This window comes from Alteromonas sp. H39 (genome assembly GCF_047556435.1).
In the GTDB taxonomy this organism is placed as follows: Bacteria; Pseudomonadota; Gammaproteobacteria; order Enterobacterales; family Alteromonadaceae; genus Alteromonas.
The window spans coordinates 3,185,714-3,208,078 of sequence record NZ_CP180210.1 but is presented as its reverse complement, the minus strand read 5'-3'; the positions used below and the strand labels follow the sequence as shown (position 1 = coordinate 3,208,078).

20 protein-coding genes and 1 other RNA gene are annotated in these 22,365 nt (G+C 50.1%); 12 read left to right on the top strand and 9 right to left on the bottom strand.

Annotated elements, in window-relative coordinates:
* From ACLBLI_RS14060 to ACLBLI_RS14050, 3 genes are all read left to right on the top strand, one after another.
* On the top strand, positions 1–3,168 hold the full coding sequence (locus tag ACLBLI_RS14060) for an efflux RND transporter permease subunit (protein ID WP_414828218.1): 3,168 nt from the start codon (positions 1–3) through the stop codon (positions 3,166–3,168).
* Positions 3,169–3,463: 295 nt separating this feature from the next.
* Positions 3,464–4,174 carry an SIMPL domain-containing protein gene (locus tag ACLBLI_RS14055; protein WP_414828217.1) on the top strand — a complete coding sequence of 237 codons (711 nt, stop codon included), beginning with the start codon at positions 3,464–3,466 and terminating at the stop codon, positions 4,172–4,174.
* 82 nt (positions 4,175–4,256) lie between these two features.
* Complete coding sequence (locus tag ACLBLI_RS14050) at positions 4,257–4,544, top strand: DUF1289 domain-containing protein (protein WP_414828216.1); 288 nt, start codon at positions 4,257–4,259, stop codon at positions 4,542–4,544.
* 125 nt (positions 4,545–4,669) lie between these two features.
* On the opposite strand, the gene ACLBLI_RS14045 is transcribed toward ACLBLI_RS14050, so the two are convergent.
* Positions 4,670–5,101 carry a hypothetical protein gene (locus ACLBLI_RS14045; RefSeq protein WP_414828215.1) on the bottom strand — a complete coding sequence of 144 codons (432 nt, stop codon included), beginning with the start codon at positions 5,099–5,101 and terminating at the stop codon, positions 4,670–4,672.
* Positions 5,102–5,358: 257 nt separating this feature from the next.
* Between ACLBLI_RS14045 and ACLBLI_RS14040 the strand changes: the two genes are divergently transcribed.
* The 3 genes from ACLBLI_RS14040 to ACLBLI_RS14030 all read left to right on the top strand — a co-directional run bounded on the left by ACLBLI_RS14040 (position 5,359) and on the right by ACLBLI_RS14030 (position 7,958).
* The gene (locus ACLBLI_RS14040; protein WP_414828214.1) at positions 5,359–6,183 is read left to right on the top strand and encodes an HDOD domain-containing protein; all 825 of its coding nucleotides are present in this window, start codon (positions 5,359–5,361) and stop codon (positions 6,181–6,183) included.
* Between the two features lie 63 nt (positions 6,184–6,246).
* Entirely contained in the window at positions 6,247–7,059 is an 813-nt protein-coding gene (locus tag ACLBLI_RS14035) for a YdiY family protein (RefSeq protein ID WP_414828213.1), read from the top strand.
* A 155-nt stretch (positions 7,060–7,214) separates the two neighbouring features.
* Entirely contained in the window at positions 7,215–7,958 is a 744-nt protein-coding gene (locus ACLBLI_RS14030) for a YdiY family protein (protein ID WP_414828212.1), read from the top strand.
* Between the two features lie 117 nt (positions 7,959–8,075).
* Here ACLBLI_RS14030 and serA read toward each other — a convergent pair whose 3' ends face one another.
* The 7 genes from serA to ssrS all read right to left on the bottom strand — a co-directional run bounded on the left by serA (position 8,076) and on the right by ssrS (position 14,688).
* Positions 8,076–9,305, bottom strand: coding sequence for a phosphoglycerate dehydrogenase (gene serA / locus ACLBLI_RS14025; RefSeq protein WP_414828211.1), 1,230 nt, complete (start codon positions 9,303–9,305; stop codon positions 8,076–8,078).
* A gap of 213 nt (positions 9,306–9,518) precedes the next feature.
* Complete coding sequence (gene rpiA / locus ACLBLI_RS14020; protein ID WP_414828210.1) at positions 9,519–10,172, bottom strand: ribose-5-phosphate isomerase RpiA; 654 nt, start codon at positions 10,170–10,172, stop codon at positions 9,519–9,521.
* Between the two features lie 72 nt (positions 10,173–10,244).
* A complete protein-coding gene (locus ACLBLI_RS14015) occupies positions 10,245–10,838 on the bottom strand; it encodes a 5-formyltetrahydrofolate cyclo-ligase (protein ID WP_414828209.1) in 594 nt (197 codons plus the stop codon).
* Positions 10,839–10,841: 3 nt separating this feature from the next.
* Entirely contained in the window at positions 10,842–12,467 is a 1,626-nt protein-coding gene (locus tag ACLBLI_RS14010; RefSeq protein WP_414828208.1) for an ATP-binding protein, read from the bottom strand.
* Between the two features lie 155 nt (positions 12,468–12,622).
* A complete protein-coding gene (locus tag ACLBLI_RS14005) occupies positions 12,623–13,564 on the bottom strand; it encodes a nucleoside hydrolase (protein ID WP_414828207.1) in 942 nt (313 codons plus the stop codon).
* A 21-nt stretch (positions 13,565–13,585) separates the two neighbouring features.
* Positions 13,586–14,482, bottom strand: a complete 897-nt coding sequence (locus ACLBLI_RS14000; RefSeq protein ID WP_414828206.1) for a ribokinase — start codon at positions 14,480–14,482, stop codon at positions 13,586–13,588.
* A 21-nt stretch (positions 14,483–14,503) separates the two neighbouring features.
* Positions 14,504–14,688: non-coding RNA, 6S RNA (ssrS, locus tag ACLBLI_RS13995), on the bottom strand.
* 336 nt (positions 14,689–15,024) lie between these two features.
* Here ssrS and ACLBLI_RS13990 point away from each other — a divergent pair.
* The 6 genes from ACLBLI_RS13990 (at position 15,025) to ACLBLI_RS13965 (ending at position 21,249) form a co-directional block, all read left to right on the top strand.
* Positions 15,025–15,162, top strand: a complete 138-nt coding sequence (locus tag ACLBLI_RS13990) for a hypothetical protein (protein WP_414828205.1) — start codon at positions 15,025–15,027, stop codon at positions 15,160–15,162.
* Between the two features lie 126 nt (positions 15,163–15,288).
* Positions 15,289–15,855 (top strand): UPF0149 family protein, encoded by a 567-nt coding sequence (locus ACLBLI_RS13985; RefSeq protein ID WP_414828204.1) that lies wholly within the window; start codon positions 15,289–15,291, stop codon positions 15,853–15,855.
* 16 nt (positions 15,856–15,871) lie between these two features.
* Positions 15,872–17,185: a Xaa-Pro aminopeptidase gene (gene pepP, locus ACLBLI_RS13980; protein ID WP_414828203.1), complete on the top strand. Its 1,314-nt coding sequence runs from the start codon at positions 15,872–15,874 to the stop codon at positions 17,183–17,185.
* A 2-nt stretch (positions 17,186–17,187) separates the two neighbouring features.
* Positions 17,188–18,384 carry a 2-octaprenyl-6-methoxyphenyl hydroxylase gene (ubiH, locus tag ACLBLI_RS13975; RefSeq protein WP_414828202.1) on the top strand — a complete coding sequence of 399 codons (1,197 nt, stop codon included), beginning with the start codon at positions 17,188–17,190 and terminating at the stop codon, positions 18,382–18,384.
* A gap of 78 nt (positions 18,385–18,462) precedes the next feature.
* Positions 18,463–19,635 carry an FAD-dependent monooxygenase gene (locus tag ACLBLI_RS13970; RefSeq protein WP_414828201.1) on the top strand — a complete coding sequence of 391 codons (1,173 nt, stop codon included), beginning with the start codon at positions 18,463–18,465 and terminating at the stop codon, positions 19,633–19,635.
* 330 nt (positions 19,636–19,965) lie between these two features.
* Positions 19,966–21,249 (top strand): M24 family metallopeptidase, encoded by a 1,284-nt coding sequence (locus ACLBLI_RS13965; protein WP_414828200.1) that lies wholly within the window; start codon positions 19,966–19,968, stop codon positions 21,247–21,249.
* 167 nt (positions 21,250–21,416) lie between these two features.
* Here the strand turns inward: ACLBLI_RS13965 and ACLBLI_RS13960 are convergent, their stop codons facing one another.
* Positions 21,417–22,271 (bottom strand): LysR family transcriptional regulator, encoded by an 855-nt coding sequence (locus ACLBLI_RS13960; protein ID WP_414828199.1) that lies wholly within the window; start codon positions 22,269–22,271, stop codon positions 21,417–21,419.
* Positions 22,272–22,365 lie beyond the last annotated feature (94 nt).

The following is a 22,365-nucleotide window of genomic DNA, read 5'->3' as shown; positions in this document are numbered from 1 at the left end:
ATGCGACTTTCCCAGTTCTTCATTCATCGTCCTATATTTGCCGGTGTGCTCTCGTTGCTGATTTTTATCGGCGGCGCGCTGGCAGTCTGGCAGCTTCCGATTACTGAATACCCGGAGGTGGTCCCGCCAACGGTAGTGGTGACAGCGAATTACCCTGGTGCGAACCCGAAAGTGATTGGCCAGACGGTAGCCAGTCCGCTGGAGGATGAAATTAATGGCGTGGAAAACATGCTTTATATGTCCTCGCAGTCCACGTCTGACGGACGGATGACGTTAACCGTAACGTTCGCCATCGGCACCAACCCCGATGAGGCAACTACCTTAGTGCAAAACCGGGTAAACCGGGCGTTGCCACGACTGCCTCAGGAAGTACAACGCTTAGGTGTGGTTACAGAGAAGTCATCGCCTAACCTGACGATGGTGGTGCATCTGACCTCACCGGATTCTCGTTATGACATGCTGTATTTGTCGAACTATGCCGAGCAAAACGTTAAGGATGAGCTGGCACGGGTAAACGGGGTTGGACAGGTACGCTTATTTGGTGCGGGCGAATACAGCATGCGGGTATGGCTCGACCCAAACAAACTGGCTTCCCTGCAGATGAACCCAAGCGATGTGATTACCGCTATTCGCGCACAAAATCAGCAGGCGGCAGCAGGCAGTTTAGGGGCCCAGCCTACCGGTAACAGCGACTTTCAGCTACTCATCAATGTGCGTGGCCGCCTGGTCGAGCAATCCGAGTTTGAAAACATTATTGTCAAAGCGGGCGAGAATGGCGAGATCACGCGCCTTCGTGATGTGGCGCGTATTGAGCTGGGGGCTGACTATTACACGTTGCGCTCGTTATTAAATAATCGGCCAGCAGCGGCGTTACCTATCTTTCAGGCGCCAGGCTCAAACGCGATTCAGATCTCCGATGATGTTCGCGCCACCATGGCGAGATTATCAAAGTACTTTCCCGAGGGGCTGGACTACGAAATTGTTTACGACCCAACCGTCTTCGTTCGGGGATCGATTGAAGCGGTAGTCAATACCCTGCTTGAAGCCATTTTACTGGTGGTGCTGGTGGTTGTCCTGTTCCTGCAAACGTGGCGCGCCTCTGTCATACCTCTTGTCGCAGTACCGGTATCGCTGGTAGGTACGTTTGCATTCATGCACATGATGGGCTTTTCTCTGAATGCGCTGTCACTATTCGGCCTGGTACTGGCTATCGGTATTGTTGTCGATGATGCCATCGTGGTGGTGGAAAATGTCGAGCGGAATATTGCTGAAGGCAAATCACCCGTGGATGCCACTGTGCAAGCCATGAAAGAAGTGACCGGTCCTATCATCGCCACAACGATGGTTCTGGCTGCGGTATTTATTCCTACGGCGTTTATGTCCGGCCTGACAGGACAGTTTTACAAACAATTCGCTCTGACGATCACCATCTCCACAGTGATTTCCGCGATCAACTCGCTGACATTAAGTCCGGCGTTGTCCGCACTGCTGCTGAAACCGCATGGTCATGCCAAAGACTGGCTGACAAGAGCGATGGATAAAGCGTTAAGTGGCTGGTTGTTCGGACCGTTTAACCGGCTTTTTGCACGCGGCGAGAAACAATATACCGGGGCCGTGGGTGGACTTATTCGCAAAAGCGGGATTGTCATGGTGCTTTATGGTGGGCTGCTGGGGTTAACAGCGTTCCAGTTTTCCTCAACGCCGACGGGTTATGTACCGGCACAGGACAAAATGTATCTGGTAGCATTCGCGCAATTGCCGAATGCGGCATCCCTTGACAGAACTGAAGCGGTGATCCGACAGATGTCGGAAATAGCGATGCAGCACCCTGGGGTGTCTGATGCTGTGGCGTTTCCCGGTCTGAACATTAACGGGTTTACCAATAGTCCCAGTTCGGGTGTGCTGTTTACCCCCTTAAAGCCATTTGATCAACGAACCTCGCCGGAGCTATCGGCAGGGGCGATAGCGGCGCAGCTGAATCAGCAGTTTGGCAGCATTAAAGGCGCGTATGTGGCGATATTTCCACCGCCGCCGGTGATGGGGCTGGGCACTATTGGTGGCTTCAGGTTACAGGTGCAGGACCGCGCGAACCTTGGCTTTAGTGAGCTTGAACGTGCAACCCAGGAAGTGATTCAGAAAGCCTGGGCCCACCCGGCGCTGACCGACAGCTTCACCAGCTTTACAGTGAACGTACCGCAACTGAATGTGGATGTAGATCGTGATAAGGCAGTCAGTCAGGGGGTGAACATCGACAGTTTATTTACTACCTTGCAGGCGTATCTTGGTTCGGTATACGTGAATGACTTCAACCTGTTCGGTCAAACCTATCAGGTGAATGTGCAGGCTGATGCGCCCTACCGGCAAAATGCAGAAGATATCGCTCAGTTCAAGATCCGTAACAATCAGGGGCAGATGATCCCACTGGGGTCGTTTCTGGATGTCGAGCACACTGCCGGCCCTGATCGGGTAATGCATTACAATGGCTATATCACTGCTGAAATTAATGGTGCACCCGCGCCGGGCTACAGTTCTGACCAGGCGAAAGCCGCCATAGAGCAAATTCTCGATGAAACCCTGCCTATTGGTATGTCCTATGAGTGGACGGAGCTGACTTATCAGCAAATCTTAGCCGGCAACACCTCTTTGGTGGTCTTCCCGCTGGTAGTGTTGTTGGTGTTTCTGGTGCTGGCCGCACAATATGAGAGTCTGCGTTTGCCGCTGGCAATCATTCTGATTGTGCCAATGACATTACTCAGCGCGCTAATCGGTGTGTGGATCTACGGCGGGGATAACAACATCTTCACGCAGATCGGTCTTATTGTGCTGGTAGGGCTGGCAACCAAAAACGCCATATTAATTGTAGAGTTCGCGAAAGAGTTGGAAGAGCAGGGGCGGGATACCTTGTCTGCCGTGAAAGAGGCAAGCCGTCTTCGTCTGCGTCCTATTTTGATGACATCCTTTGCATTCATCATGGGCGTATTACCAATGGTACTGTCAACCGGCGCCGGTGCCGAAATGCGTCAGGCAATGGGTGTTGCCGTATTTGCCGGCATGATAGGCGTTACCTTGTTTGGCCTGATTCTAACGCCGGTTTTCTATTATCTGCTACAGCGTCGCAAGGCCCGGAACTATTCTGAGGTTACCCAAGCGTTGCCCCACTCCTCGTAAAATGGGGCATTTCAGCCGCTCTTTTTGAGCGGCTTTTTTTTGAATATTGTCGGTTACTTTCTTACACTTAATAATCCGTGGCGATGCCGGATCCACTAAACTGATTGCGCAAGGCAACCTGCGACGTAGTTCTGCCCTGAATCATCCTGAAAATGCCATAATTCAGTCTCTATTACTGGTTATGCTGTGGTGTACTACATAGATAACCGCAACTGCAATCGGAGAAAAACACCATGTCAGACCATCGATTTGCCGACTGCACAGGTATAAGCAACAAACGATAAGAGGAACAAGTATGTCCAGAACCGGAGCAAGCATACTGGCATTGGGAATGGTTGGCGGATTGGGAATAGCCGGCTGGCTATTATCTGATGCGCTGATTACCTTTAAAACCTGGGATCGCGTGGTTACTGTGAAAGGATTGTCAGAGCGCGAGTATTTGGCAGACCAGGTAATCTGGCCGATACAGTTTGTTGAGGCTGGCAACGAGTTACCTGCGCTTTACGACGAACTGGATACGCATGCCGGAAAGGTGAAACAGTTTCTGACGCAGGGTGGTATCAGTGAAGATGAGATTACCGTAGGCCAGCCACAAATTACTGACAAGCTGGCGCAGCAATACGGCGGGGGCCCTCGCGCCGAATTCCGGTATAGTGCGATACAAACCGTGACCGTGTATTCCAGTGATGTGAATAGCGTGCGCAAGGTTATGACTTCCATCGGAAGCTTGTTAAAAGAGGGGATCGTACTTTCCACGCAAAATTATGACGCGCAAACACAGTATGTGTTTACACGTCTGAATGACGTCAAGCCAGTGATGATTGAAGAAGCGACTGTAAACGCCAGAGAAGTGGCGTTGAAGTTTGCCAGTGACTCGCAAAGCCAACTGGGCAAGATACGCCGCGCAAATCAGGGGCAGTTTTCAATATCGGACCGCGACACACATCATCCACACATCAAAAAAGTCCGCGTAGTATCGACGATAGAGTACACGCTGACTGACTAATGCTGAATAGTTGCACAGTATGAGTTTGGCTCTCAACCGGCTATACTGTGCAACCGTTGACCAATAACAGATTGTCATTGCAATGCAACAGAAGCCGCTGCCGGCATCCTCACAACTCGAATTTTTCGCGGTGCCAAGTCCGTGTATTGGTGTTTGCCAGTCGGGATCGCGCGGATACTGTGTGGGCTGTTTCCGAAGCCGGGATGAGCGGTTGTATTGGTTAAAAGTGGATGATGCGACCCGCAGGAAAATCATCTCCGCATGCCAGCGGCGCAAACAGGCTCATGAACGCAAGCAACATCAGGTGTCAGAGCCCCAGGTAACCGCACCGGTGCAGCAGGATCTGTTTGGCAGCGATGAGACCGACTAGGGCACGCTAAGCGTAATCGGTTACCATAGAGTTTGCGCGGTCAAAAGCGATGAAAGCATTGCGATGAAAAAAGCTGTGAGTTAGCAACATGCGCAGTAAACGCCAATACAACGTAATGAGTGGTATCAGAAAGTCGGAAGAAATACGAACGACAGCAGCAAAAGCCCGAAAATGGCGCTACCAGCAGTCAGATAGCCAACATTACGGCTTTTTATAAATCCGCTCAGTCCAATACCTGCCATCAGTGCAAGGAGCCCGGTGAAAAAAGACAACTCAGCTATCCATTTACTGCGCACCAGGGCTTCAGGCCAGCGGTCAAACTGAAACGTTAAGCTGAGTTGCTGGACTGACATTAACAACAACGTCGCGCCAAGTGTTGCAACAACCAGTAGGGTTGCTGCTACAGCCATTGCGCCGATGGTGAATGGCAGCACTCTGGCGCGCTTCCCAGCCGCAGTGATCAAGGTACTCAGGTACGTCATGGCAAAACCACCCAGAATCGCCGCGCTAAAGGCAATTTGTCGGTAAAGATCGGCAACTAATTCAAATTCATTCATATGAATTTTCCAGAGAGGCAGTGGTTACACCTTACGCATATAACATGATGCGTGCCAGACGTTACGAACGTTTTATGTTTGCAGAACGACACGGCGTGAGCGCAATGGTAGTGTGTGGAAGATACATACAACGCTGATGTCAGAAGTGCACTAGCATGCAAAAGGTATTGAAAAATATCTTTAATGGTTAGTGTTCAGGCTGTGTTTTGGTTCATCATTGTTATAATGGCGCTAACTCAGTATGAAGGATTTCCCCTATGTCGATGACCAAATTTGTTTCGTATGCCACGCAATCTTTCGCCATGCCGGATATTTGCCTGCGCATTCGGGATATTTTGGACGACCCCCGGTCAGATGCGAATGATATTGGCCAGATGATCAGTGTTGATCCGTCACTGACGGCCAAAGTGCTCAGACTGGCGAATAGTGCGCTATTTCGATTCCCCTCACAGATCGAGTCCATCGCAAAGGCGGTCAGTGTGATAGGCGGAGAAGCGCTTTATAATTTAGTCGTAGCCGAAACAGCAAACAGTGCATTTAAGCATTTTGACACAGAATTAATTGAGCTCGATAAGCACTGGTACCAGTCTGTGTATTGCGGAATGACCGCTAAATACCTGGCCAAGCATTCAAAAATACGCGCTAGTGAGCGATTTTTTGTAATGGGGATATTGCAGAACTTTGGCGAGCTGGTGGCGGCTAAGTGTGCGCCTGAAAAATACATCGCTTATAAAGATGACCCTCATCCTGGGCTACCTGAAGAAAAACAACGCAAACATTTTGGTTTTACCTTCAATGAGTGCAGCGGTACTATTATGGAGAATTGGAAGCTGCCACTACCGCTGTTTTATCCGGTTAAAAAAATGCACTTGCCTGAAAAAATGCGGGCAGAAATCGATATCGCCTTGCTTGCCTTTGCAAGGCGGATCACATTGCGCGAAAATCAAAAAGAGCAGTATGGGAATATTGAACTTTTCCCACCTGAAATAGCCAATAGTGTAAAGGTAGAAGGTGAAACGTTAGGCAATGCCGTGATGTTTGCCAATAAAGAAGCCAATAAGGTGGCTGTACTCATTCAGTAAGGGAAAAATAAGTCGCCAGGGAAGGACGATAAAAACGGTGCGCTAAAAATATAAAAGAACGCTATGAAGCAAAATATTGTCCTTTGCTCGCTGGCTATTGTATGCCTGGCTTTTCACGCTGTGGCTAATGCCAGTGACAGAAATCTGATTCAAACTCTTTATCATGCTGACTTTGTCCCTGACGCAGACGATGATGTGCCACATTTTTCCCTGGATGGCGAAGTGGGGATCCTGGCCGCGACCGGCAACACAGATACCACCTCTCTGAAAGCGGGAATCACCTCCGAACAGGAGACGATGCACTGGAGCAACAGTTACTTTGCTGAACTGCTTTACAAAGAAAGCGAGGTATCAGCCGATGGTGAAACAACACGGGAAAAAACTGCTCAGCGTTTTTTTGGTTACGCACAATTCGACTATAAGCTGAATCATCCTGGCCAGCGGTTTTTTATGTACAGTGATTACGAAAACGATGCGTTCAACGGCTACGATTATCGAGCCTCGCTGGCGGCAGGCTGGTCCCAGCGATTGTGGCGAAGCGAAGAGAGTGAATTTCGCTACAGCGTTGGTCCGGGGTATGCGTTTATTTCCGCAGAGCCGGGTACCACAACGAGTGTGAATAACGGGGTGATAATTAGAGCGTCAGCAGAGTACCGATATCGCTGGCCATCCGGAGCCAGATTACGCCAGTTTGTTAGCACAGAAACTGGCGAGGACAACACCAAATCGCGTTCAGAAACCTCAATTTCGGCGAACTTGTTTGGTTCACTGGCCATGAAACTGTCTGTGATCCTGAATCATGAGACCGACGCTGCCGAAGGTGTTGATCCGCTGAACACAGAAACGTCCGTCGCATTGGTTTACCAGTTTTTTTAACCACTCGGGACAGAATGTGCAAGATATCGGGCACGCATTATTGCTATTCCTGGTGTGTCCGCTAACATACGCCAAAATAATATTGACCGAACCCAGTCAGGAAGCAGTCTGCTACTGGCGTTCAGCCCCTGGATCGACCAATTAAAGGAACACACATGAATAAGACACTTCTCGCTGCGTCACTGCTGACTCTTGCCGCTTCACCTGCTGCGTTTGCGCAGGACAAAATGAAGCCGTTTACCATGGAAGGGGAGATGGGTTTCATCTTCACTACCGGTAACACAGAAACGACATCGATCAGTGCGGGTGTAACTGCCCATCAGGAGCTTGCGCAATGGAGTAATGATTACAACATTGAGGGGCTATACAAAAAAGAAACCGTAGAAACAGACGGTATTGAAGAAGAACGCACGTCAGCACAGAAGTTCTTCGCCTCGGCACAGGGCAACTACAAACTGGATAATCCTGATTATCGTTTGTTCGGCTTCGCATCTTATGAAGATGACCGGTTAAGCAACTTTGACTATCAGGCTACACTGGCAACCGGTTGGAACCATAAGTTGTATGAAACTGATACCCAGTCTTTCGAATACTCAATTGGTCCGGGTTACGCGTTTGCGGAAACGCAGGAAGGCGAAGAGCAAAACGGCATGATTGTTCGTGCTTCAGCGGCATATCAATGGTTGATTTCTGACACTGCAAAGTTTACGCAAACAGTTAGTACCGAGGTTGGTGCGGATAACACTAAATCGCGAGCGGAGAGTGCCCTGACAGCGACGATAAGCGGTAACTTGTCAATGAAACTGTCGATTAAGCTTGACCATAACTCAAACGTTGATAGCGATGTAGAGAAGCTGGATACCGAAACTGCAGTGACACTGGTATACAACTTTTTCTAGAAATGATGTAGCTCGTGCCTGGCTGAATGCCAGCTGTATTGGTTATAAAAAAGGCTGCCCGGAGGCAGCCTTTTTTGATCCTGTGCTCGAAACGGTACTGAGCCTTCTGAAAACTGCTTAGTGCAGGATACGGGTTTTGATTGTACCGTCGATTTGCTGAATTTCGGCAAGCGCGTCGTAGGCGCGATCAAACTCTACATCAACCACAACATAGCCGATTTCAGAATTGGTTTGCAGGTACTGCGCTTCAATATTGATGCCTTTTTCGGCGAACGTTTTGTTGATTTGGGTTAGTACCCCTGGGCGGTTGTGGTGGATATGTAGCAAGCGTGACCGTCCAGTGTGCTCAGGCAAAGACACTTCCGGAAAATTGACAGCTGAAAGGGTTGAACCGTTATCACTGTATTTTGCCATCTTACCTGCCACTTCAATGCCGATATTCTCCTGGGCTTCCTGGGTGCTTCCCCCCACATGCGGTGTCAGAATAACATTGTCAAAACGACGAAGCGGCGATTGGAACTCCTCGTCGTTTGACTTCGGTTCTACGGGAAATACATCAATGGCTGCGCCATTTAGGTGCCCGCTTTCCAGCGCCTCTTCCAGCGCATCAATGTCAACCACTGTGCCACGCGAAGCATTGATGAGAATACTGCCAGGTTTCATTGCAGCCAGTTCTTTTTTCCCAATCATATTTTGCGTCTGCTGGGTTTCCGGTACATGCAGCGACACTACATCTGAGGTATTAAGAAGTGTAGTGAGATCTTTTACCTGTGTAGAGTTACCCAACACCAGTTTGTCTTCGATGTCGAAAAACTGCACACGCATACCTAAATGCTCGGCTAGAATACTCAGCTGAGTTCCAATGTGACCATAACCGATAATCCCCAGCGTTTTACCGCGAGCTTCATAAGAGCCTACCGCGCTTTTTTCCCACTCTCCACGATGCGCTTTCGCATTCTTGGAGGGAACACCGCGAAGTAACAAAATCAATTGTCCCAGCACCAGCTCGGCTACAGAGCGGGTATTGGAAAACGGGGCGTTAAAAACCGGTATGCCGCGAATCTGTGTGGCATTAAGGTCTACCTGGTTGGTTCCAATACAGAAACAGCCAACAGCCACTAGCTTCTGTGCGGCATCCACCACCTTATCGGTAATCTGCGTGCGTGAGCGAAGGCCGATAAAGTGGGCATCTTTCACTTTTTCAATCAGCTCGTTTTCAGGCAGCGACGTTTTGAGGTATTCAATATTCGTGTAGCCGTTGTTCTTGAAGGTTTCCAGTGCACTGTGATGCACGCCTTCTAACAGCAGAATGCGGATTTTATCCTTGGGTAGTGAAACTTTGCTCATGAACTCGCTTCTCAATTGAAAGAGGGATTAAAGTAATTTGGCGTTACTGGCAGTAACTGCAATGACGAAAATATATCAAAGAGCCATCTGGACGTCTAAACGCAAAATAACAGAAATTTAATGACGAGAAAAGCGCTATTTTTGCACGCATCTATGAAAATGGGCGACCATCCATGATGTCGGCTAATAGCGCTGGTGGCGTGAATGCCAGATTTAGTAGCGTTCTACGCCATTGTCAGTGGCAACCAATACGGTATCTGCCCCGCGAATGCCAAAAATACCGTTGGTCACTACACCGGGAATATTATTAATCGCTTTTTCCATCGCCACCGGGTCAAGAATTTCCAGATTGTGCACATCAAGAATAATGTTGCCATTATCGGTGACCACACCCATGCGATAAGATGGGTCGCCGCCGAGTTTGACAAGTTCACGGGCAACATACGAGCGCGCCATCGGGATCACTTCCACCGGTAGCGGGAAACTGCCCAACATCGGCACCCGTTTACTGTCATCGACAATACAAATAAACGCCTTGGCCACCGCACTGACAATTTTTTCCTGGGTCAGCGCGGCGCCGCCACCCTTAATCATATGTTTGTGCTCTGTGACTTCATCGGCACCGTCTACATACACCGACAAACTGTCGACATCATTTAGCTCAAATACTTCAATGCCGAGTGCCTTCAAACGCTCAGTTGACGCTTTTGAGCTTGATACCGCACCTGCCAAATCGTGTTTTATATCGGCCAGCGCATCAATGAAAAAGTTAACTGTTGATCCGGTTCCTACGCCAATAATGGTGTCGGGTGTTATATAGTCAATTGCCGCTTCTGCTACGGCCTTCTTCTTTGCATTCTGATCCATGGAGCCTTTCCTACCGGGTTAGCAAATAAGTGCAAAGTGTACCGCAAAAACACTGCAAGGTGAGTAAAGAAATCAGGGCTGCGATATCCTGATTGTCTGGGTCGGAGTTACTATCGCATTTAGGGGGATATCCCAATGCATAACCGGAAGCGCGTCTGCTTGCTGGCAATCATGCGCAACGCCAACCAGTAGGGGGGCCATCATACGTTCGTTAAGCTTTGCCAGGGTGCGGTCATAAAAACCGCCGCCCATTCCTAGACGGTTTCCCTTGCTGTCAAAGCCAACCAGTGGCATCAGAATAACCTGATGTTCTTCCAGCAGTCGGATATCCTGGCAGCGCAATTCTGGCTCGGGGATCCCGAACCGGTTTTTCTTCATAGATGAGAGAGGTGTGTAGTCCAGGAACAATAAGTGTTTGCCTGAAAACGGGTGTAAAACCGGCAGCGAGGTAGCAATGTCTCTGGCCTGAAGTAAGCTAATCAACGCCGCCAGTGACACTTCACCGTCATTGTCCAGGTAGGTGGCGACGCGACTGGCATCACGAATTTCAGGAAGCACCGAGAGGCGTTGAGCGACGGCAGTAGCTGCCTGTTGTTGCGCCTTTGCAGACAGATTGTTGCGGGCTTCGCGAAAGGTTTTACGCCATTGTGCGCGGCTGTATGTCATGCCTTACTGCTCGTGGTTCAGATAGGTATTGAGTGTACGAACTAAATCTGCGGTTTCAACCGGCTTGGTCAGAACCGCTTCCATGCCCAGCGCCAGCAATGCATTGTTATCGGCGATAACGTCTGCGGTTAGCGCCACTACCGGCAGCGAGGGATACTGCTTTTTTATCTGTAGGGTGGTGTCTTTGCCTGATATGCCTGGCAGGTTCAGGTCCATTAGTATGAGATCTGGTAGGGTATTCTGAAGCAGAATAAGGCACGCCTCTCCACTATCTACAATAGTATGTGGAACCTGAAGCTTGTCCAGCAAAGCCTTAATGACCGCCTGATTGATTTCATTGTCTTCGACAATCAATACGCTGGCGCCGGGTCTTATGTCTAGCTGTTGGGCGAAGGCAGGGCCGCTTTCGTTGACCAGTGTCGTGTTATGCAGTGTTTTAACCGGTACCTCTACAACGACTGTTGTTCCTTCATTAAGCTGACTGACAAGGCGGATAGTGCCGTTCATCAGCTCTACCAGCTTTCGCGTGATCATTAGTCCTAAGCCGGTGCCATCAAACTGAGAGGCATTATCCATGCGCTCAAAAGGCTGGAAGAGTCGCTTCTGATCTTCATCACTGATACCAATCCCTTCGTCTTTCACTACCAGTTTGAGTCTGTTATCTCTGAACGTGATCTGCGTCCTGACGTGATTGCCTGTTCTGGTATATTTTATGGCATTGGTCAGTATATTCAGTGCGACTTGTCCAAACTTAGTGTCGTCCAGTTCAATCACCTCTGGCAACGAATCATCAATGTGCGTTTGAAAGTGGATACCACACTCCTGAGCACGCACCCTGATGAGCGAAAACAGGTGAACAAAAAAATTATCGGTGCTGACCGGACGGGGCAGGAGCTTCATTTTACCCGCCTCTATCTGCTTTACGTCCAGTACTGAGTTCACAATGTCCAGCAAACGTTCACCACTCTGGCGGATATGGCCCAGCGATTGACGGAACATCGCTGGCATTTTTGCCGTATGTGCTTCTTCTTCGAGCAGCCTGGAAAAAGTATTAATTGCATTTAGCGGCGTTCGAACCTCATGGCTTACGTAAGATAAAAAGTCCGATTTAAACTGGCTGGCGCGTTCCAGCTCTCGATTTTTCCGGCGCAGCTCCAGTTGGGCGACGACGGAATGACTAAGCGTAGTAAGCGCCTGCTTTTGTAAATCGGTGAGCTTATGAGGTTCATCGCTAATGGCACAAAGGGTGCCGATAGCGTGACCTGAAGGCGTAATCAGTGGTGCGCCTGCATATGAGCGGATGTTGGGAGAGCCGGTAACCAGCGGGTTGTCCTCGAAGCGGGGGTCATTATGCGTATCTGACACCTCAAATACTTCGTTTTGCAAAATTGCGTGAGCACAGAAAGCGATCTGTCGCGAGGTTTCGTTCGCATCCAGTCCCACTTTGGATTTAAACCATTGACGATCAGGGTCTATAAGGCTGATCAAAGCAATAGGGCTTTCACAAATTTGAGAAGCCAGTGCCGTAATCTCGTCGAACAAAGCCTCGGCCTCTGTATCCAGAATATCGTAGCTTAACAATTCAGCCAGGCGTTGTGCTTCGTCATCAGGAATTGGGGCTGATTGCATACCGCGGAACCTCGCTTGTCATAGAAAAGATAATGCACATCAGTTTGGCAGATGGCTATTTTATTTGCACATTTATCTGGGTGAGTAGCGCCATTATTGCAATCGAAGCACAAAAAAAGGGCCTGCGGCCCTTTTCAACACGTCGACCTTATGAATTATAAAGCATAAGTATCAATGAACAATTGTTCCAGCTTGGCGTGATCTACTTTTGTGGCAACCTTTATGGTATTGGCCTCATTCCACAGCGGGCTTGGCGTGGTGCCCGCAGGCGCTACCATAGTTTGCCCACGATCAAGCAGCCCTGTGCCTACGCGAACATGGCCTTCGGTCAGCTCAAACAGTTCAGGATGAATTAAATGCGCAATAGGGAAGGCATCGTGGAAAAAGCACACTCTGTCTTCACGGTTTTGTGAATAAAAGTCCATGTAAAATTGTGCGGTTTCCTGTACGAAGCTACCCAGTTTCGGGTTTTTCTCGGCAAGCACATCAACGAACGTGGGTGCAAACGGTACATCGTTAGTCACATCCAGGCCAAACATAGTCAGGTCCCAGTCGGCCGCAAACACAATTTCTGCAGCGTGCGCATCGTTCCATATATTGGCTTCTGCTACCGGTGTGACGTTGCCTCGCACAAACGCCGCGCCGCCCATAATGCTGACGCCCTTAACCAGTTTAGGAAGCTCTGGCTCAAGGCGAAGGGCCAGTGCCAGATTGCCTAACGGACCAATCGCAACCAACGTGATTTCGCCAGGATATTTACGTGCCATATCCACAATAAACTGTGCAGAGCTGCGTGGATCCAGTTCACGTTTTGGCGCCTCTGGTTTGATATGACCGAAACCGTAATCACCGTGCACGAAGTGGGCGTAGGTAGACTCCGGCCCCACCCATGGCATGCCGACACCTTTAGTGACCGGAATGTCTTGTTCAGCCAGTTCACACAGTGTCAGTGCATTTTGCGCTGACATAGAAACGGGCACGTTTCCAAAAACGGTGGTTAGTCCTAATACCTCAATGTCTGGTGACTGAAAGGCGAAAAAAATGGCCATGGCATCATCGATACCCGGATCCGTATCAAGAATTATTTTGTGTGTCATAAGAATCTCTTGCTGTTCTCGTTATTTGCCGTGCTTTGCAAGAAAGCGGTCAACTTCCTGTTGTGTCGGGATGGATTGCGCTGCGCCTTCGCGGGTCACCGCAATGGCTGAAGCGGCACAGCCACGTTTCAGAGCCTGTTTGGCGTCAGTATGATTGCAGTAGGCCGATAAGAAGTACCCAATAAATGTATCGCCGGCAGCCGTGGTGTCGATAGCGTCCACGACAAATGCGTCCACCTGAATGGTTTCTCCGTCCCGCAGCATTAATACGCCAGCTTTACCTAAGGTAATGATCACCTCAGCATGTTGCCAGTGCTTATTAAAGTAGCTGATGATGTTGTCCAGCTCGCTTTCACCGGTAATTTCCGCAGCTTCTGTTTCATTGACAATAAGCAAATCGACGCAATCCAGCGGCAAGGCTTTCACTGACTCACTCATCGGGGCCGGGTTAAAAGCGACTTTTAACTGCTTTTCTTTAGCCTGGGTCAGTACATCAGCGATACTGCTGGTTTCGTTTTGCGTCAGCACCCAGTCTGATGAGCTGGTGTCATTCAATGCGTAACGCACGGTGTCGGGCGTGATTGTTTGGTTTGCGCCACCAAACAATACAATCGCATTTTCGCCACTGGGTGTGACCTGAATAATAGCGTGACCGGATGGGGTGTCGTTACACTTCACACCACGGCAATCTACGCCTTTTTTGATCAGGAACTGTTTAAAGGAGGCATCGTTTTCGTGAACACTACCTACGTGGCGTACGTCAGCACCGGCCTGAGCCAGAGCAATAGACTGATTAGCACCCTTCCCACCAAGCAGTTGCTGGTAGTCGGTTGAGGCAAGTGTTTCACCAGGTTTAACGAAATGATCAACCTGATAGACATGATCGATATTTATCGATCCAAAATTTATTATCGCCATTTCTTCTTCCGTCGAAAGAGGGCGCCTTCCAGAATACCGCTGTTCATTTTTCGCCCGTGAACCGAAAAGTTCAGGGCGGAAGAATCGCCGTAACCGTAGGCTTCTCGGTACAAATGCCGAGCTTGCACAATAGTTACGATCTCAACTTCCTAAAGGTAAAGCATCGGCCAGGGACATGAATGAACTGGCAAATATCCCAGAAGGCATTGTTATAGTGCGTAACGCAACAGGGTATAACAAACGCAGTCGGCGGTGAAGTAGATCACCGGAAACGACAAGCGACAACCAATTTCATACGATGTTGCGAAATGTGAGAAGCTACTGCTTCATTTTTTTTGACCAAATGGTCAGGTTTAGTATCGCTGTAGCAGCAACACATTACAAGACCTGATGGTGTAAGGAAGGTGAAAAGCGGATAGCTAATCACTGTCCCTACAGAAATGTCCTTATTGAGTGGGTGATCTTAAAGCATCGTCGACGGATGTGCCAACCCCAAAGCCACAAATAATCAGTGTGTTTGCTTATATCTTAGGCGCGTCAGGATGGATGACATCCAAAAGTCGCTTATCTGGCTATGTATGGGGATACCTCCCGCGGCAAAGTGCCTGTTTCCGGCGTCGATATCGGGCGCACTGAGTGTGCTGTTAGTGCAGGTCGCGGACGAGAGGAAGATGTATTAGCATGCTAATACCAGCGTTATCCGGCGGCAATAAAATTACCGGCAATGCGCTGGAGATGCCCTGCGCAGATAGGTTTTCGATACCGACTTTGATACCATGTGCACAAATGACTAAAGGGTGTATTGCGTGGAAAATTTCCTTGATTACGACGGTGTGACTAACCGTTTGTCTCAGCAGGGCGTGAAAGTCGACGCCGCTGAAATTCACGGCATACTGTGCGGCATGATGGCTGGCGGAATGTCGATTACAGATCAGAAGTGGTTGGAAGCGCTTAGCGACACCACAAACTCCGGCGACCCTTTTAATCAGGAAGCCGAACAACTACTTACCCATCTTTTCAATCAGACCGGTCAACAACTCCTGGAAGCCGAATTTGCGCTGCAATTAATGCTACCCGATGACAAAGCGCCAATTAATGACCGGGGCGCCGCACTGATAAGCTGGGTGCACGGCTTTATGCTGGGCTTCGGACTGTATCAGCAAGACCTGATGCAGTGTTCTGATGATGTGCGTGAGGCATTGCAGGATTTCGCCGATATCGCGCGAATGGAAGAGCCCATGAGCGATGACGAAGAGTCTGAGCGGGCGCTGGATGAAGTGATAGAGTACGTAAAAATTTCGGCATTGCTGTGCTACAGCGAACTCGGTCAGTCTTTGCTGGAAGATCAGCCGGGCAAGCCGTCAGTACATTAATTGCAAAAGGACCGTTATGATCAGTCAGCAGGAATTTACGACCCGACAGGACCGTCTTCTGGCGCAATGTCGCCCGTACAGTATTTGTCTGATCCCGGCCGCATCGCTGGTAACCCGAAGCCGTGACACCGAGTACGTGTTTCGTCAGCACAGCGATTTCTGGTATCTCACCGGGTTCAACGAGCCTGATACCTGGCTGGTATTGTCAAACCATCCTCGTTATCAATCTAATTTTCGTGCCATGGTGTGCCAGGGCAAAGATCCTGACGCTGAAGTCTGGCAGGGGCGGCGCTTAGGCGCACAGGAAGCCCTCAACCAGTTTGGTCTGGACGAGGCATGCGAACTGGAGCAATTACCACAGGCGCTGCATGAATGGATGAGCGGGCACAAACATGTGTATTTCGCTCAGGGTGAGTTTACCCAGGCCGACGAGGCGGTATTCGCCGTTCTGGATATGCTCAGAAGTGCGCCAAAAGAGAACCTTGCGCCGCTTTCTATAGAAGATGTCCGTCCAATATTACATGAAATGCGGGTGTTTAAATCTGCTTGTGAAGTGGCTGTGATGCGCGCTGCCGCACAAATCACAGCATCCGCCCATAAACGTGCCATGCAGTTTGCGCATCCTGGCTGTTACGAGTACCAGCTTGAAGCGGAACTTCATCATGAGTTTGCCATGGCGGGCGCGCGGTCACCGGCGTATGGCACAATAGTGGGGAGTGGTCAAAATGCCTGCATTCTTCACTATACAGAGAATAATGCGCAAATTAGTGACGGTGATTTGATTCTGATCGACGCCGGCGCTGAATTTCAGGGGTATGCTGCTGATATTACGCGAACCTTCCCTGTGAACGGCAAATTTACGGCGCCTCAGAAAGATATCTATTCACTGGTACTAAAAGCACAGGAAAGTGTGCTTGCTATGGTGGGGCCAGGCGTCACGCTGAACGAGCTAATGCATCACAGCGCGGAGGTGATTACCGACGGTCTGATCACGCTTGGCATTCTCAAAGGCGCGGTGAGTGAAAATCTGGAATCGCAGTCATGGCGGCAGTTTTATATGCACGGTCTGGGGCATTACCTGGGGCTAGACGTTCATGATGTGGGCGATTACAAAATCAATGGCAAAGACCGACCGCTTAAGCCTGGCATGGTTATCACCATCGAGCCCGGAATCTACCTGCCGGAACATGCAGATATCCCCGAGCAATACAAAGGCATTGGCGTGCGGATTGAGGATGATGTGGTGATCACTGCAACGGGAGTAGATATCTTAACCGCTGATGTACCTAAACAAATTATAGATATCGAAGCGTTAATGGAGAAGCAATAAGCGTGGATAAAAAGGATGTGGTGATAGTAGGGGGCGGTGTCGTTGGGTCAGTGCTGGCAGCCGGTCTGTTGGCAAAAACGCCTTTCAATGTCACCCTGATTGACGCCCATAATCCTGCCGATGATACGCCTGCGCCAGGTTTTGATAACCGGGTAATTGCGTTATCCAGGCGAACCGTGAATGAACTAGCCGGACTAGGCATTACTCTTGCCGCTGCCTCGCCGGAGCCCATCAAACACATTCAGGTCACAGATAAAGGAGCTGCAGGATTTTGCGAACTGACGGCGGCGAATTACAACATTCCGGCGTTTGGTCAGGTGGTTTCGTTATCGGCACTGGGTGAACTACTGCCGTCTTTTCTGGATAGCCCGCGCTTTACGCATGTTGCTCCAGACACGGTCTCTATGCTGACACAACAACACGATAAGGTGTCGCTGGCGCTGGCAAGCGGTGACGAGGTTTCCGCCGACCTCTGTGTGCTTGCTGATGGCGGACGCTCGGGCTTGTCCGAACAGGCTGGCTTCACCCGTGAGCAATCCCCGTATGGACAGTGTGCGATCATTTGTAATGTGCAAACCAGCGAGCCTCATTCAGGAAACGCCTTTGAGCGTTTTACCGAGCAGGGGCCGCTGGCATTTTTACCATACCCGGCAGACTTTGGGGACCAGACCCGTAAAGGGCATGGCTTCTCGGTTGTGTGGACGGTAGCAAGTGAGCAACGTGATGAACTGACTTCACTCTCGGATGCGCGCTTCACTAACGAACTGCAACAGACATTCGGTTATCGGCAGGGCCGAATCACACAGGTGGGCCCCCGGGACTCGTATCCGCTCATACTTAATACCACGCGCGAGCTCATCTCGCACCGCTGCGTCGTGGTGGGCAACAGCGCGCAAACATTGCACCCGATAGCCGGGCAGGGCTTTAACCTGGGGTTGCGTGACGTAATAGGACTTGTAAACAGCACCGTTGATACTGAGGATCCTGGAGCGTATTCTGTTCTTGATAAATACCGACACTGCAGGGAAGGTGACAGGCAAACTACAGTGAAACTAACCGACGCGTTGGTGCGTATTTTTTCAAACCGGTATTTTCCTTTTCTTGCCGGACGGAACCTCGGGTTATTGACCCTGGACTTACTACCTGCTGTAAGTCAGGAGTTTGTGCGCCTCACCACAGGCTATGGCCGTCAGACATAACGCGGATAATGGAATGAACGCAAAAGCCGTGACTTGCGGTGATGCCACTCAACGTTTAACAGTGAAATAAAACAAATTATGCAAAATGTAGATGTGCTTATTGTCGGTGGTGGAATGGTTGGCCTGTCGCTGGTCAGTGCGCTAAAAAACACCGAACTTTCTGTTGCGATCGTCAGCGACACATCGCTGTCACAGACACTGCCTGATTCGCCAACCGTAAGGGTAAGCGCAATCAATAAGCGTAATGCAGACAAACTTAATGCACTGGAAGTATGGCAACACATTCCGCAATCCCGGCTATGCGCTTATACGCAAATGGCGGTATGGGACAAAGACAGTTTTGGCCGCATTGCCTTTGATGCCGCCGATACCCAAACCGAAAATCTGGGTCATATTGTTGAAAACCAGGCTTTGGTGAATGCGTTGGCTACCCAGGTTCGCTCTCAGGCGAATGTCACTGTTACAGAAACCACAATCAACCGTATTTTGTGGGGCGACGAACAAACCGTTGTTATGCTCGAAAACAATGACGCTATCGCCTGCAAGCTGTTGGTTGGAGCCGATGGTGCAAACTCTTTCGTACGCAATCAGGCCGCGTTCCCGCTGACATTCAAAGACTATGGTCATACTGCGATTGTGGCAAATCTGCGATGTGATGAGCCCCATGGTGGCGTGGCGCGCCAGGTATTCACGCCCAGCGGCCCGCTGGCGCTGCTGCCAATGGCAGATCCGAATCTGGTTTCTATTGTCTGGTCGCAGGAAAAAGACAATGTCGCCGCGCTATTGGACTTAGATGACAATGCGTTTTGTGCTGCCCTGGTAGCTACCTGTAACGCGGCGTTGGGAACCATGTCCCTGGACACCGAGCGCTTCCATTTTCCACTGGTAATGCGTTACGCAAGACAGTGGTTAAAACAAGGTGGTCTGATTTTGGGTGATGCAGCACACACCATTCACCCTCTCGCCGGGCAGGGAGCTAATCTGGGCATGCAGGATGCTTTTGCGCTTGCTGAGATTCTTAGTGAACTGGAAGCCGCCGGGAAACCAATTCATCGCACACGTTACCTGCGCCCCTGGGAACGGGCACGAAAAGCCGAGGCTGTAAAAATGATTGCGGCGATGGAGGGCTTCAAGCAACTCTTTGGTGGTGATGATCCATTAAAAAAACTGATCCGCGGTGTGGGATTGGTGGCGACAGATTCGTTGCCTGGTCTGAAAGACCGCTGGGTTGCGCAGGCGATGGGGCTGTAAGCCTCTTTACCTTGAGTAGGCGAGGCATCGTTCTCTTTCCAGCGTCAGCGCCTCGCCAAGTTCTGTTACCACAGGTTAGCGTCCAGGCCTTTACTGCATGAAAGTATCAGCGCCGTGATAACCGTTTACCGACGCTCTCGTTAACTGTTCTGTATTATCAACTATAATCCTTTATCGCACCGCTTACAGAAGAAAAGTCACCGGGGTACGTCACCTCAGGCGTAGCTGTACTTTCAAATTGACTGATGCTACGCAAAGCAGATCAAGGCGAAGTTGCATCCGCGCGCTGAATACTGAAAGATAGACCTATCTCCACCAATGGACTGATTCATGAATAAACGCGATTTTCTTAAATTTTCCGGTGTCGGGCTGGCCGCTATGGCAACCCCTTTTACCGTTAACGCACAGCAAGCCAAAGACTTTCCTACCGGCGCCCGGCTGACCGATATCACAGGAACGGTAAAACCGGTTAATGCTAAGGAACGGGAAGCCCGTATTGGCAAAGCCCAAACGCTGATGAAAACGCACGATATTGATGCACTGGTGATTGAGCCGGGTGCTGCCATGGATTATTTTTCCGGCATCCAATGGTGGCGAAGCGAACGATTGACTGCGCTTATTATTCCCAAGTCGGGACCGGTCGCGGTGGTTACGCCATTTTTTGAGAAGCCCAGTGTGGAAGAGTCGTTGCAGATTGAGGGGGATATTCACGTGTGGCAGGAGCATGAAAGCCCTTATGCATTGGTGGTGGATGTGCTTAAACAGCGCGATATTGCCTCTGGCAATATCGGTTTTGAAAGTACTGTGCGCTATTTCGTGTTAAGCGGCGTGATGAAAGCCGGCAGCCGGTTTAACCATGTCTCGGCGGACCCTGTCACCCTAGGCTGTCGCATGATGAAAACGCCACATGAGCTGGCACTGATGCACAAAGCCAATGAAATCACACTTCGCGCGTATCAGCATGTGTATGAACAGCTACAGGAAGGCATGTCCCAGTCCGATGTGAAAACCCTGATGAACGGCGCGCAACAGCGTCTCGGCGGCCAAAATACCTGGTGCTTGTCATTATTTAATGAGGCCAGTGCTTATCCGCATGGCACCCGTCAGGAGCAGATAATCAAAAAAGGCTCTGTGGTGTTGATGGACAGCGGCTGTAGCGTACATGGTTATCAGTCAGATATCAGCCGGACATTTGTGTTTGGCGAGCCAAGCGATAAACAAAGAAAAATATGGAACCTCGTTCGTGAAGGACAGCGGGTGGCTTTTGCGGCCGCCAAGATTGGCGCCACTGCGGGCAGCGTTGATGATGCGGTTCGCAAAGTGTACGAGCAAAAAGGCTTTGGGCCAGACTATGCGTTGCCGGGGTTATCACATCGTACCGGACATGGCATAGGCATGGAAGGTCACGAGAGTGTGAACTTTGTGCGTGGAGAGAGTACACCACTGCAACAGGGGATGTGTTTCTCCAACGAGCCAGGTATTTATTTGCCAGGAGAATTCGGCGTGCGGCTGGAAGACTGCATTTATATGGGAGAGAAGGGCCCGCACTGGTTTACCGAACCACCGGAAAGTCTGGATAACCCGATTGGGGCACTCGTGCCTCTGGCAGTATAACCTTAAGAACATGAGCAAAGGCGATGTAGCAATACATCGCTTTTTTATGCTCTGAAGCAACCAGAAATGCTACGGAAGAGCTCAAACTGATACTGCGTCGACAGCGAAGGTTGTTTATGCCGCTGATTGTGTGCGCAAGCCTTCGCCAGCATGCGCAATTGCATGACTCAGGCTGACGCCTTCAGTCTAGAGGTAATAAACTCTGACAACGTTTTGCTTATCACAGGGTGCTGGGTGTCCTGATTAAAAAGGCAAATATTCACTTTGCCCAGTCGGGGCAAGAGCGGGTGGTTCAGTGGTGTGAGGTTTTGCGGCAGGCTGGAGCGGGCCAGTGCGGTAACGCCCAGTCCTTGCTGGATCGCTGCTACCAGACCGGACAAGTCTGCATTGGTGTAAGTGATTTTCCAGGCCCGGGTTTGTTGCTTCAATTGCTCGATAACGCGGCTGCGATACATACAGCCATCTGGTGCCAGTACCAGAGAAATGCTGTCCGTGGCCAGCGGACGGGCCGGATCGCCCACCCACACCACGTCGTCTTCTAACACCAACTCGCCCTTGGTCTCTTCTTTGGGATTAACCAGCGCCAGGATCAAATCAAACTGTTCACGCTGTGCCGGATGCAATAAATCTCGGCTTAACGCAGACGTGACCTCCAAAGACACATCCGGATAGCGTTTAGAGAACTCACCGATTAACCCGGGCAGCAGGGTAGAGGCAAATTCGTTGGGTATGCCCAGACGAAGCCGCCCGCTTAACGGTGCAGGCGTCAGACTACGGAATATCGCATCGTTCATTTCCAGCATCTCTTTGGCTTTCGGGTACAGCCAGTTGCCGTCGCTGCTGGGCAGGTGACGCTGGCCGACTTTGGTGAACAATTTTCTGTCCAGCTGTGCCTCGAGCTTTTTAATCTGCAGACTGATAGCAGGCTGAGATCGTCCCAGCCATTCACCAGCTTTGGCATAGCCACCTTGCTCAATCACGCTGACAAACGTGCGAAGATTATCCAGTGATAGCTGCTTCATTAGATTTGCTTTTCTGATGTTTGATGATGAATACATTATAAATGTAAATGTATGTATAAGAAATTCCAATTTGTTGAACACCATCACTCTTTCT